Here is a 14,340-nt window from a genome sequence, read left to right on the forward strand (position 1 = left end):
GAGACTGCGGCCTTAGAATAGTTAGCGCGTTACGCTTGCGATTAATCACGCATAATCACGCATAATCACGCATAATCACGCTTCACGATCATGCATTGTGATTGCGTTTAAACGCGCCATACAATCCTGCGCAAACTCCGCTAGCGATTGCAGCCTTAATAATATCGCCCACAATAAAGCCAGTAGAAGCCACGGCGATTGCCCAAACAGGCAAGTGCATCATAAGCGATTGGCCTACAAATCCAAATGCGTAAATCACAAGAGAACCAACAACAGATGCTGCAAAATACGCGCCAAATCGTGCAAATTTCTTAGCAACAGAATCCTCTGGCATAGCGGCATTAACAACGCCTTCGAGCGCAGACTTTACAAGCGCAATCGCAGCTACACCGAACACGAATCCAACAAGGAATCCAACGCTAGGGCCTGCAAAAGCCACAACGCCACTCTTTCCGCCTGCAAACACTGGCATTCCAGCAGCACCAATCGCAAGGTACATAAGCACAGAGCTAACGGCTTGGCGCCAAGTCAAAGTAAGACCTGCCAAAGCCAAAACCAAAGTTTGCAAAGTTACAGGAACAGGAGTTCCAGGAATTGGCAATGCGCCAGCCATAGTGGCAGCGCTAATAAGAACAGTAAACAAAAACGCCTTAGCAAATGGAACAGCCAAACGATTAACGTCAAAAGCCTTAGATGCAACTGCGCTAGAGTTTGCACCAGAGTTAGATTCAAAATTAGCCACGATATCCTTCTTTCGTATTGTTTTTCGTTGCTGAATCAAAGATTAGACAAAAATCACCAGCCGCGCGTTGGAGAAGTTTACAAAAAATCGCATAATGTTTTGTTCAGATTCACGGATACTATAAGCCAAATTTCCTATAACTTGTAACGTATGGTTACGAATATCAAAAAAATACTTGTGGCAAATCGCGGCGAAATCGCGCTTAGAGTGATTCGCACTGCTCAAGAGATGGGAATCCCAACTGTTGCTATTTATGCGGCATCCGACCGTCAAGCACAGTTTGTTGAGATGGCAAGCGAAGCGTACGCGCTTTCTGGAGACACGTACAGAGACACCTATTTAAACGAAGACGCTATTATAGACATTTTACATAAAAGCGGCGCAGATGCTGTACACCCAGGCTACGGATTTTTATCGGAAGTAGCGAGTTTTGCGCAAAAGGTGATTGATGCTGGCGCTGTGTGGATTGGCCCGAAGCCAGAAGCGCTTATTGATTTGGGGGATAAAATAACCGCGCGCCGCGTTGCAACTCGCGCTAAAGTGCCGCCCGTACCAGGCATATCGGAGCCTGTAAAAGACATTAGAGAATTGCTGACTTTTGCGCAAACGCACGGCTACCCAGTTATGATGAAGCGCACGGATGGCGGCGGCGGCCGCGGAATAACCGTTGTGCACAACGATGACGAGCTTCGCGGATTCTACATGAACCACGACGCTTTGCAAGGCGGCGACCTTGACGAGTACTTTATTGAGCGTTTTATAGACAAGGCCAGGCATGTGGAAACGCAAGTTGGCCGCGATTCACATGGAAACTTCACCATATATTCCACGCGCGATTGCTCGGTGCAGCGCCGAAACCAAAAGTTGGTTGAGGAAGCACCAGCGCCATTCCTTACCGATGACGAGAACGCGCAGCTTCACCGATATTCTCGTAACCTATTTGAAGCTGTTGACTACGTTGGTTTGGGCACGTGTGAATATATGGTGACATCTCAACATAAAGTCTACTTCTTGGAAGTGAACCCACGATTGCAAGTGGAGCACACAGTTAGTGAGGAAGTTAGCGGACTAGATCTTGTGCGCGAACAGCTTACGATTGCTGACGGCGGCGAGCTTACGCAAAATCACCCTTCGCGCGGGCACAGTTTTGAGCTTAGAATCACTTCGGAAGACCCAGCAACGAATCTTACGCCTAGCGCAGGCACGCTAACAAAAATAGAGTGGCCATCTGGTCCTGGAATCCGCGTGGATTCTGGCGTAGAAGTTGGAGATAGCGTGTCTCCAAAATTCGACTCCATGATGGGCAAGCTTATTGTTACGGCGCAAAATCGCGATGCGGCGATTGCTCGCGTAAGGCGCGCGCTTAAGGAGCTTTGCATTGAGGGAGTGCCTACTCCTGCTAAGCTTTTTGATCAGATTTTTAACGACCCTGATTTTACAGCGCAAGATCACGATTTTGATATTTCTACAAAATGGCTTGAGCGCAAGTATTTGAACCGCACTGCTGCAGCGGCAAATGGCGGACAGCCTGCTTCTTTGGATTCCAATAAGTATGGTGAAGACGCGCAAAATAAGCCAACTAAAATGGAGTCTTTTGTAATAGAAGTAGATAATAAGCGCGTAAAACTTACGATTCCGCAAGATATTGTAGACAATCTTACTGGCTCTGCACGAGTTAGAAGCACGGTTCGCGCATCGCAGCCGCTTAGAGGGCGAGGCTTAAGAGGAGATACTCACAAGTCGGAAATGCCAAAGGACGCTCCTGGCGTGATTTCTGCTCCAATGCAAGCTGTGATTACGCGCGTAAACGTTGCAGAAGGTCAGAGCGTAGCTAAAGGCGACCTACTTGCTGTTCTTGAATCCATGAAAATGGAAAACTACGTTTACGCACCTGCAGCTGGCGTAGTTACTGGCATTTTTGTAGGGCCTGGAGATGGTGTAGAAGCAGGCGAAAAGCTTGTAACAATTGACGTAACTAAAGGCGGTAGTGCAAAATGAGTGCGCTTACTAAAGATGCTACACAAGTTGCAAAAGATGTTAATAGAGATGATATGCAAGTTAATAAAAATGCGCAGTCTGCTCAGTCTACTCAAACTACGCAAAATACGCAGCCTCAGCGCGGAAAAGCAGCCGTAGAACACGCGGCTCGCCTTGCTAGAGATGCCGAGCAGAATGCTTTAGAGCGCCAGCATGCAAAAGGAAAATCCACTGCCAGAGAGCGTTTGGATTTGCTTTTTGACACGGGTACGTTTGAAGAAATCGGCCGCTTTAACGGCGGAGACATAAATAACGATGTTGCAGGATGTGCTGTAATCACTGGCTTTGGCGAAGTGTACGGCAAAAAAGTGGCCGTGTATGCGCAGGATTTTTCCGTTCGTGGCGGCACGCTTGGGCGCGCTGAAGGCCAGAAAATTTGCCATCTTTTAGACATGGCGTTGCAGCTTGCAGTTCCAGTTGTTGCGCTAATCGACTCGGGTGGCGCTCGCATTCAAGAAGGCGTTAACGCGCTTACGCAATATGGCAGAATCTTCAAAAAAACTTGTGAAGCAAGCGGTTTAATTCCGCAAATCTCCTTGATTTTAGGACCTTGTGCTGGTGGCGCAGTTTATTGCCCTGCTCTTACGGATTTTATAATCATGACTCGCGAGCATTCCAACATGTTTGTAACTGGTCCAGATGTTGTTAAGGCTGCCACAGGCGAGTCGATTAGCATGGACGATTTAGGTGGTGGATATGTGCATAACTCCACTTCGGGCGTTGCTCACTATTTGGGCGAAGACGAGGCAGACGCCATTGACTACGCGCGCACAGTCCTCGCTTATTTGCCGCAAAATTGCAATCAAAATCCGCCAACATTCGCATACGCTGCCACTCGCGCAGATAGAGAAACCGCTAAGCAGCTTGCGACTATTGTTCCGAGCAACGATCGCCAGCCGTACGACGTTTTAGACGTTATTCGCGCAATCGTAGATTATGGCGAATTTGTGCAAGTTCAAGAGCTTTACGCGGCGTCCGCAGTGGTTGGTTTTGCTTGCATAGACGGGCATCCTGTTGGAATAGTGGCAAATCAGCCTAAGGTAAACGCGGGAATTTTAGACGTTAATTCTTCCGAAAAAGTAGCGCGATTTGTGCGATTGTGCGACGCGTTTAATCTTCCTGTTGTAACTCTTGTAGACACTCCTGGATACAAGCCAGGGTCGGACCAGGAGCACGCTGGAATCATTCGCAGAGGCGCAAAGGTGATTTACGCGTATGCAAACGCGCAAGTTCCGCTTGTTACCGTGATTTTGCGCAAGGCTTTTGGTGGAGCATACATTGTAATGGGCTCAAAGTCTATGGGCGCAGACTTTAACTATGCTTGGCCTACCAGCCAGATAGCGGTTTTGGGCGCTCAAGGAGCTGTGAACATTATTCATCGCAAGGATTTGCAAAAAGCAAAAGAGCGCGGTCAAGATGTTGACGCTTTAAGAAAAAAGCTTGTTGAGAATTACGAAAATACCACTGTAAACGCGAATCTTTCGCTGGAAACTGGCCAGATTGACGCAATGATAGATCCTGAGCAAACAAGAGATGTTATTGCTAATTCTTTGAAGATTTTAAGAAGTAAAAAACGCGTTTCGAGAACGGGGAAGCATCATGGAAACCAGCCAATGTGATTTTAGGGTGATTTGAGGGTGATTTTAGGGTGATTTGAGAATGATTTGGCAGCCGCGCAAAAGTCGCAAGCAGCCGCGGACGCGACTAGCAACAAGTTCAAATAATCAAAGTCACAAATAATCAAAGTCACAAATAATCAAAGTCACAAATAATCAAAGTCACAAATAATCAAAACACAAAACATAAATCTTAAAAATAAAACGTAAACCCACAAACAAAGGAAATAAAATGACAAAATACTTATTTGATGAGCTTGCACAAAATCCACATATTTTAGTTTTTGCAGGGCAATCCACGCCGTGGGTTCAAGCGTTAAAAGACGCGCAAAAAGATGAAGACTTAAACGCGCAGCTTCGCGAGTATAACAATTGCGCCAAAAAACTTCTAAACAACATATATGCGCAGCTTTTAGCAAACGCAGGAAAAGACATAAACGTATTCGACGCTTTAGAATCTGCAAACGAGCGCACGCAAGACGCTCAAATAAGCGTTCCAGGAATCACATTGGCGCAGCTTGCATCTGTTAGCGATTTTACGAATCTTGGGTACAATTTTGAAGTTTGCAAGCCAATCGCAAGTCTTGGTCATTCTCAAGGTGTGATTGCTGCAAAAATGGTAGAAGCGCGATTAGAGGCTAGTTCTTGGCAGGCAGCGCAAAGCAAAATCGCGGAACTTTTGGCGATTGCGTACATAATCGGAGCGGCTGCAGATCGCGAAGCGCGGCTTTTGGAAATAAGCGCAAACGGCAATGCTACTCCAATGCTTTCCTTAAAAGGCGTAACTCAAAAACAGGCAGAAGTTTTGATTTCTCGCGTGGATCGTAAGCGTGCCGAAGTTTCGATAGCAGTTAAAAATTCGCGAAATCACATGGTGTTATCGGGCTATCCGCAAGACATGGAGGCCGTTTTAAGCGAAGCACAAAAAGAAGCGGCTCATTCTAAAAAATTACGAGATATGAAGATGCGCGGCGGATCGGTTTTTGCGCCAATCGCAGAGTACTTAGACGTTACAGTGCCATTCCATTCGCCAATGATGAGCAAAGCGGTAGATAACGCTGAAAAATGGGCAAAAGAAGCTGGATTAAATGCCGAGCTTACTAGAAGTCTTGCAAATCAAGTTTTAGTAGAACAAGTGGATTGGGCAAGTCAAATCAAAAAAACTTTGGCAAATCTGGGCAAATCTGCTAAAGATTTGTGGATAATCGACATGGGTCCTGGAGAAGTGCTTGGAAAGCTTACAAGCGTGCTAGTTCAGGGAAGTGGCGCTGGAATCGTAGAAGCTGGAACAATGGCGTATCGCGCTAATGCGTCTACAATGGATGCTTCTTCCGCAAATTCTCTGCGAACGGGATGCTGGGCGGATTTTGCACCACGCGTAGTAGAAACGCCATTAGGGCGCAAAGTAGTTACAAAGTTTAGCAAGCTAACGGGCAAGGCTCCTGTTCTTCTTGCAGGCATGACTCCAACAACCGTAGACCCGCAAATCGTTGCGGCTGCTGCAAACGCGGGATACTGGGCGGAGCTTGCAGGCGGTGGCCAAGTAACAGAAGAAGTGTTTAACAAGCATGTGGAAATGCTCCAAAAGCAGCTAAAAGAGGGAGCAACTGTAGAATTCAACGCCATGTTTATGGACCGCTATTTGTGGAATTTGCAATTTGGCGCCAAGCGTATAGTTCCAAAAAAGCGCGCTTCGGGAGCGCCAATCGACGGCGTTGTTATTTCTGCAGGAATCCCAGAGCTAGACGAAGCGAAGGAACTTGTTAAAACTCTTCAAGAAGATGGATTCCCGTATGTTGCTTTTAAGCCAGGAACAGTAGATCAGATTCGTCAAGTTATTCGCATTGCAAAAGCTGTTAAGCCAGCAACGATTATTGCGCAAGTAGAAGGCGGATCTGCAGGCGGCCACCACTCTTGGGAGTCGCTAGACGATTTGCTTATTAGCACTTATGCTCAAGTGCGCGAATGCAATAATTTGGTGCTTGTAGCAGGTGGCGGAATCGGCACTCCTTCGCGAGCTGCCGACTACATTAGTGGCGAATGGTCCAATAAGTACGACTTGCCAAATATGCCAGTAGATGCTGTGATGATTGGCACTGCAGCAATGACGGCAAAGGAAGCGCACACAAGCGCGCAAGTTAAGCGCATGTTGGTGGAGACGCCTGGAATTACAGAAGCAAATGATGCGTGTGTGGAAGGTCTTGGCGCAAGTGAAGATCCGTTTGCTCCGATTGGCGAGCGCTGGGTGCCTTCTGGAAAGGTTGTTGGCGGAGTAACAAGCGGATTAAGCCATTTGCACGCAGATATTTACGAGATTGAGAATGCATCTGCGCGCTGTGGAAGGCTTCTTGTGCACATGATGAAGCATCCAGAAGAGCTTGAGTTACGTAAAGACGAGGTTATTGCTGCTCTTAACACAACAGCAAAGCCGTATTTTGGCAATGTTGAAAGCATGACATACAAGCAATTTGCTCAGCGATTCCTCGACTTATGCTACCCGTGGGCAGATTCCACGTATGCGGATCGATATGCTCATTTGCTTAAAAGAATCGAAGCGCGTTTTGCGTTGCAAGATTCTGGCGAATTTGAGTCAAGCTTGCCTTCTTCTAAAATCATTTTTGAAAATCCTCAAGAAGCTTTGAACAATCTTATTGAAAAGTTCCCAGATGCAGCGCAAACAAACGTTATTCCAATGGATGCCGCATGGTTCCCAACTTTGGTGCGCGAATACCCTAAGCCAATGCCGTTTGTGCCAGTAATCGACAACGATTTGCTTCGCTGGTGGGGCCAAGATCAGCTTTGGCAGTCGGAAGATTCGCGCTACTCGGCAGACGCTGTTCGCGTAATTCCTGGGCCGATTTCTGTTGCTGGAATAACAACAATGGATGAGCCAATCGCAGATATTTTGGGAAGATTTGAAGATGCGGTTATAAAGCGTTCGGCTGCTGGCGATTTGCCGCAAAATTGCAATAAGAATGCGTTTGGTCAAAGTGCGTTTAGCCAAATCGCGTGCGCAAAAAACGTTGAAGAATACGTGCGCGCATGCCCGAATATCTCTTGGATTGGTCACCTAACTTCTAATCCTGCTTATAAAACGCAAAATGATAGCGAAAACTACGTTATAAGCGTTGTTAGTGAAGAAGATAGCGTAATTAAGCTTGATTTAGATATTAAATTAGACACATTCTGGGATGATTTAAGCGGCAACGATTCAAGTGCTAACGATTCAAGTAAGGCTGATAATAGCAATAAGAATCATGCTGTGCGAAGCATTGTGATTCCGCTTATTGTAGATGCAAATCGCGCAGGAGGCGTGCCAGTAGTAGATAGAGATCGCTTGCCAAAGCACGTTTATAAGATGCTTGCAGCTACAGCAGGCATTGGAAACGTTGCGATTACGGGAGATGCTTTAAGCGAAATGCCTAAAGTAGATGAAAGCGAGCAAAGCGAAGAATCGCCATTTGGCGTAGTAAAGTCTTCGTACACGCTTTCTAGAAATCTTGGAATCGATCACGAATCTGCTACAGCTGGGCGACTTTCTGGCGGATTGCAGCCGTCTAGAATTGTTCCAGACGCGCTAGTTGGTCCTGCTTGGCCAACAATTTATTCTGCTTTGGGGTCCGTAATGGTAAACGGATACCCAGTAATCGAAGGATTGCTTAACGCAGTTCATTTAGACCATTTAATAGAGTTAGATGTATCTACAGACGACCTGCAAAAATATGTTGGAACACGCATAAACCTCACTGGTTGGGCAGAAGATTATGCCGAATCAGCTTCTGGTCGAGTAGTGACAATACACATAATTCACAATGCACAAGACGGAACAAAAATCGCGCACGAAACAGAACGATTTGCGATTCGCGGTCGCAGCTACAGTGCGGCGCTGCCAAAGCCTGCTGCGCAATACGGAGATGCAGCGGATTTGCACGAATATGATGTAGATGCAACTCCTAGAAGAATGCTTAGAAGAGTTGTTTTGAGCGCGCCTAAAGACATGACGGCGTTTGCGCGCACTTCTGGCGATTTTAACCCAATTCACACTTCTTACAGAGGCGCTGCAATATCTGGGCTTAAAGCGCCGCTTGTGCACGGAATGTGGCTTTCGGCAGCAGCTCAGCACGTTGCGCAAGCCTTGGATGAAAAAGGCGCGCGCTACGAGTTGATTGGCTGGACGTACAACATGTACGGCATGGTGCAGCTTAACGATAAGGTTGAGATAACTGTTGAGCGCGTAGGAAAAGTTCGACGCGCAGGACTTGCGCTAGAAGTAACATGCCGCGTAAATGGGCAAGTTGTTTCTAAGGCCAGCGCTCTTACAGGCTCGCCGCGCGCCGCCTTTGTATACCCAGGTCAGGGTATTCAAAAGCAAGGTATGTCGCTAGATGAGCGTGCAAAATCGCCAGCTGTGCGCGAAACTTGGCAGCGCGCCGATAAGCTTACTCGCGAAAAGCTCGGATTCTCAATTCTTGCTGTTGTTCGAGATAATCCTAAGGAACTAACAGCAAATGGCGTAACGTATCGTCACCCAGAAGGCTTGCTTAACTTAACGCAATTTACGCAAGTTGCGCTCGCTACTGTTGCTTTTGCACAAACTGCTCGCTTGCGTGAAGCTGGATGCGATATTTGGCCTGCCTACTTTGCTGGCCACTCGCTTGGTGAATACAATGCGCTAAGCTCTTTCGCTCAAATTATTCCGCTAGAAACCGTGTTGGAACTCGTGTTCCATCGCGGATCTACAATGCATCATTTGATTGAGCGAGATGCGCAAGGCCGATCCAACTATAGAATGGGAGCTTTGCGTCCAAACCAGTTTGGCGTAGGAGACGATGGCGTAAACGCGTACGTTGAAGGAATCTCTAAGCAAACTGGCGAATTCTTGCAAATCGTAAACTACAATTTGGCAGGTCAGCAGTATGCGATTGCGGGAACAATAAAAGGTCTTAAAGTTTTGGCCGAAGATTCCGCTAAGCGTGCTAAAGAATATGGTGGAAAGCCGCCGTTTATTTTGGTTCCAGGAATTGATGTGCCATTCCATTCCAAGCTGCTTAGAAAAGGTGTGCCAGAGTTCCGCGATAAGCTGGATTCGCTTCTTCCAAAGCATATTGACTACTCAGTGCTTGTTGGACGCTACATTCCAAACTTGGTTGCGTGCCCGTTTGAGCTTACGCGCGAATTTGCGCAAAAGATTCTAGACGTTGTGCCTTCAGAGCGTATTGAAGCGGCTTTACAAGATGATGCAACTTGGGATTCTTATGCTGCAGACGAGCAAAAGCTTGGCAGATTGCTTCTTACGGAGCTTCTTTCTTGGCAGTTTGCTTCCCCTGTTCGCTGGATTGAAACGCAAGCGCTTATGTTCTCTAGCACTTCTTGCGGCGGATTAGGTGTAGAAGAATACGTTGAAGTTGGTTTAGCGAATGCTCCAACTTTGGCAAATCTTGGTGCAAAAACGCTTGCATTGCCAGAGTTTAGTAGTCAGCGTGTTGCTGTTTATAACGTTGGGCGAGACGAGAGTCGTGTTTATAAAACAGACACAGATTCGCTTGTGCCAGAAGTTTTTGAAGACGATGAAAGCGCGGCTAATGAGCAGGTGGCGGCTGGCGATTCTTCCCAGGAGGCTGCACAAAAGTCGCAAGCAACCGCAACGGCAAGTGCTGCATCTGCTTCTGCATCTACTCAAATAAATGCAAATAATAATGCAAATAATTCTGTACAAAATGCATCAAATGCAGTGCCAAATGTGCCATCTGGCTCTGTTGCAGATATTGCATTTAAGGCGTCGGATGCTATTGAGATGCTGATTGCATACAGTGCAAAGATTCGCGCAGACCAAATTGGCGCTGCCGACACAACGGATACGTTAACAAACGGCGTATCTTCTAGACGAAACCAGCTTTTAATGGACATAAGCTCCGAGCTTGGCGTGCCTAGCGTGGACGGCGCTGCGGAAGCTCCAATGAGCGCTCTTAGCAAGCTAGTAAACTCTGCAGCTCCTCGCTACAAGGCTTTTGGTGCCGTTCTTAGCGACATTGTAAGGCAAAGTTTAAGGTCGCTTTTTGGTGCAGCTGGTGTAAAGCCTGCTCAAGTAGATAAGCGAATTACGGAAGTCTATAAGCTTGGCGAAGGCTGGCGTGCGCACGTTTTGGCGGCGCTTGTTTTGCAAACGCGCTCTGGCGCAAGCGTTCGCGGAGGCGATTTGGCGCAGCTTTCTACGCAGCCAGCAAAGAACGCTTCTGCAGCTCAAGCGTTGATTGATTCTGCGATTAATCAAGTTGCTAAACAGCACGGAATTACTCTTGCTCAGCCAGGTTCTGCAGGATCTGGCGCTGCAGGTGGCGCGGTTGTTGATTCTGCAGCACTTGACGCTTTTGCGCAACAGGTTGTTGGCGCGGATGGCGTTTTGGCTGCTACTGCTAAGTTTGTGCTATCAAAGCTTGGTGTTGAGACTCCTCAAGTAAAAGATGAAGCGGATGAAAATGCGGCTGTTGTTGCAGCTGTAGAAGCTGAGCTTGGAGCGGATTGGCCAAAGCAGGTGGAGCCTCGATTTGATGAGCGCAAGGCGATTCTTTTCGACGACCGCTGGGCTAGCGCTCGCGAAGATTTGGCGCGTATCTACTACAATTCTGGGTATGATTCTTGCGCGAATAATTCCGAAGATCTTGGGCAAGTTAGCGAAATTTTGAACCGCTACGGTAGCTTTGTTGGATTAGGGAGCGCAACCGCTCGCGAAGCTGAGTGGTTTGCTAAAAAGTGCAAAGATAATAAATTCGACGGTAATAATCGCAACGTATTGTCTTCTATTTTTGAGCAAGTTGCAAAAGATGCTCTAAAGTCTACTAGCGATTTGCCAAAGTTGCGTAATCATGAGCATTATGGAGACGATTCGCAAATCTTCTCAAATTGCTTTGAAGGAGACGTTGCTGTTGTAACAGGCGTTGCGCCAAATTCTATTGCAGCACGAGTTGTGACTGGTCTTCTAGAAGGCGGAGCTACGGTTATTGCCACTTCTCACAGCTTTAAGCCGAGTGTAAAAAAGTGGGCTAAAGAAGCTTACAGACTTCACGCAACAGCTTCGGCTAAATTGTGGCTTGTTCCAGCAAACTTGTCTAGTTATAGAGATGTTGACGCTCTTGTAAAGTGGGTTGGCACAGTTTCTAAGAAGGTTAGTGGCGCTACAACTACCATTTTGAAGCCTGCTTACAATCCAACTCTATTCTTCCCATTTGCAGCTCCGCCAGTTAGTGGAACTTTGGCGGATTCTGGTGCGCTTTTTGAATCGCAATCCAGGCTTATGCTTTGGGGTGTTGAGCGCGCAATCGCAGGATTTGCGCAAATCGGAGCAGATACAGATGTAAAGCATTGTATGCACGTTGTGTTGCCAGGATCGCCTAATCGCGGTATTTTTGGCGGCGACGGAGCTTATGGCGAAGTCAAGAGCGCATTCGATGCCATTGTTAACCGCGCGCATGCAGAAAAAGTGTGGTCGAATCGCGTAACTTTTGCTCATCCAAAGATTGGCTGGGTGCGCGGAACTGGCTTAATGGGAGGCAATGATCCTCTTGTGGAAGCTGTTGAAAGCCGTGGCTTAAAAACCTTTACAACAAGCCAGATGGCAAATCTTTTGCTTGACTTGTGCACTAAAGATGCGCGCGAGCTTGCTGCAAAGGCACCTCTAGATGTTGATTTAACAGGTGGATTAGGCTCGGAGCCTCTTGACTTGAACGAGCTTAAAGCTCAAGCTTTGCAAGAGAATAGTCGTAAGCAGGCTAATCAGAATGCTGCAAACGATTCTTCAATCAAGTCTGAAGTCAAGTCTCTAAATAAGGCTCTTCCGTCTCCAAATATTCCAACTCAAGCAAGCGTGAACTTGGAAGATTGGAAGAACGTAACAGCAAAGCCGCAAGACCAAATCGTTATAGTTTCTGTTGGCGAGATTGGCCCTTGGGGTTCTGGTCGTACGCGCTTTAGTGCCGAGCAGTCAATCCAAGATGACGGAACGGTTTCGCTTTGTGCAGGCGCTGTTTTGGAATTGGCTTGGAGCATGGGCTTGCTAACTTGGCAAGACTCGCCAAAGCCAGGATGGTACGATGCGGAAGGCACGCTTGTGCCAGAAGAAGACATTGCAGAAAAGTATCGCGATGAGGTAGTGGCTCGCTCGGGAATAAGGCCGTTTGAGACTGGTATGGGCAGCGACTACAAGGATGGAGCGAACGAAGAAGAAGCCGAGATCTTCCTCGACCACGATGTATCTTTCAACGTTGCTACAGAGCAAATTGCGCGCGAATATGTTGCGCTAGACGAAGAGCACACAGAGATTTCTAGCGACCCAGAGTCTGGCGAATGGATTGTTACGCGCAAAGCTGGATCCATGATTCGCGTGCCAAGGCGAGCAGCCATGACGCGTACTGTTGGTGGGCAATTGCCTAAGGGCTTCGACCCATTAAAGTGGGGTATTCCAGCTTCGATGGTTGGAAGCGTAGATCCGATTGCGCTTTGGAACATAGTCTCTACTGTTGATGCCTACATCTGCGCAGGATTTACGCCTTCGGAAATTTTGCAAGCTGTGCATCCATCTCTTGTTGCATCGACTCAAGGCACAGGATTTGGCGGAATGACGTCTATGCGAAAGCTGTATTTGGATAGATTCCTAAATCACGAAATTCCTACAGACGTGCTTCAAGAAGCGTTGCCAAATGTTGTTGCAGCTCACGTAATGCAAACGTATATTGGCGGCTATGGAAACATGATTCAGCCAGTTTCGGCATGCGCCACTGCTGCAGTTTCGCTAGAAGAAGGCGTTGATAAGATTGCGCTTGGCAAAGCCGACTTTGTTGTAACAGGCGCTATTGATGATATTGGCGTTGAGTCCGTTGTTGGCTTTGGAAATATGAATGCCACTGCAAACAGCGAGGAAATGTACGAAAAGGGCATAAATCCGCGATTCTTCTCGCGTGCTAATGATCGCAGGCGCGGAGGATTCTTGGAAGCGCAAGGCGGCGGCACGATTCTTATTACGCGAGGAGATATTGCGCTTAAGCTTGGATTGCCTGTTGCTGGCGTAGTTGGATTTATTCACTCGTACGCGGATGGTATTCACACTTCGATTCCAGCTCCAGGATTGGGTGCGCTCGCTGCAGGATTGGGCGGCCGCGATTCCAAGCTTGTGCACGATTTGGCGGCGCTTGGTGTTACTCCAGACGATATTGCTGTTGTTTCTAAGCACGATACGTCTACAAACGCAAACGACCCGAACGAGTCTGAGTTGCACAATACGCTTGCACACGCGATTGGGCGCACAAGCGGAAATCCGCTATTTGTGATTAGCCAAAAGTCGCTTACTGGCCACGCAAAGGGTGGCGCATGTGTGTTCCAGATTAATGGCTTGACTCAGCTGTTTAGAAGTGGTTGGGTCCCAATCAATGCTTCGCTTGATTGCGTGGATCCTAAGCTTGCGCGCGACGACCACATGGTTTGGTTGCGAAAGAGGATTCACATTGGCTCTGTTAAAGCGGCTCTTGCTACATCGCTTGGATTTGGGCACGTTAGCGGATTCGTGGCGCTTGTACATCCTGGTGCGTTTGAGGCTGCTGTGGCAGCTAGCGCTGGTGTGGATGCGCTTAACGAGTGGCAAGCAAAGGCAAATGCGCGTTTGGCTGCGGGCCATCGACTTTTGCAAGAGGGCATGATGGGTCATGTGCAACTGTTTGAGCCTGTGGAAAATCGCCGTTTGCTTAAAGACGGCACGCGCATGCCAGATGGATCGCGCTACGATGGGCATGAAGCAGAAAAAGCTATGCTGCTAAACCCAGATGCTCGCTTAGATGCAAGCGGCTATTATTGCTAACGCTCAGGTAGAATCTTGAAGGTAGGTCGTGGCGTTCGCGCGCGAACGCCACGACCTACCTGAGCGCTAATATCGCAGCTATATTTTGGGAAATACTCTAT

General features: G+C 47.7%; 4 protein-coding genes. 3 read left to right on the forward strand and 1 reads right to left on the reverse strand.

Translation table 11 applies throughout. From position 1 onward, the window contains the following. Positions 1-88 precede the first annotated feature (88 nt). The gene (locus tag HXT36_RS06060) at positions 89-742 is read right to left on the reverse strand and encodes a biotin transporter BioY (protein ID WP_421778784.1); all 654 of its coding nucleotides are present in this window, start codon (positions 740-742) and stop codon (positions 89-91) included. Positions 743-892: 150 nt separating this feature from the next. Here HXT36_RS06060 and HXT36_RS06065 point away from each other — a divergent pair, with 150 nt between their 5' ends. The 3 genes from HXT36_RS06065 to HXT36_RS06075 all read left to right on the forward strand — a co-directional run bounded on the left by HXT36_RS06065 (position 893) and on the right by HXT36_RS06075 (position 14,239). After that, positions 893-2,740 carry a biotin carboxylase N-terminal domain-containing protein gene (locus HXT36_RS06065; protein ID WP_421778785.1) on the forward strand — a complete coding sequence of 616 codons (1,848 nt, stop codon included), beginning with the start codon at positions 893-895 and terminating at the stop codon, positions 2,738-2,740. Further along, positions 2,737-4,398, forward strand: coding sequence for an acyl-CoA carboxylase subunit beta (locus tag HXT36_RS06070; RefSeq protein ID WP_421778786.1), 1,662 nt, complete (start codon positions 2,737-2,739; stop codon positions 4,396-4,398). Before HXT36_RS06065 ends, HXT36_RS06070 begins: the two co-directional genes overlap by 4 nt. A 229-nt stretch (positions 4,399-4,627) precedes the next feature. Further along, entirely contained in the window at positions 4,628-14,239 is a 9,612-nt protein-coding gene (locus HXT36_RS06075) for a fatty acid synthase subunit beta domain-containing protein (RefSeq protein WP_421778787.1), read from the forward strand. Positions 14,240-14,340: the final 101 nt, after the last annotated feature.

Source organism: Gardnerella sp. DNF01144, assembly GCF_049244245.1.
GTDB classification, from domain to species: domain Bacteria; phylum Actinomycetota; class Actinomycetes; order Actinomycetales; family Bifidobacteriaceae; genus Bifidobacterium; species Bifidobacterium piotii.

Coding starts and splice junctions, on each gene's coding strand:
- HXT36_RS06065 (WP_421778785.1), top strand. CDS start 893: ATGGTTACGAATATCAAAAAAATACTTGTGGCAAATCGCGGCGAAATC.
- HXT36_RS06070 (WP_421778786.1), top strand. CDS start 2,737: ATGAGTGCGCTTACTAAAGATGCTACACAAGTTGCAAAAGATGTTAAT.
- HXT36_RS06075 (WP_421778787.1), top strand. CDS start 4,628: ATGACAAAATACTTATTTGATGAGCTTGCACAAAATCCACATATTTTA.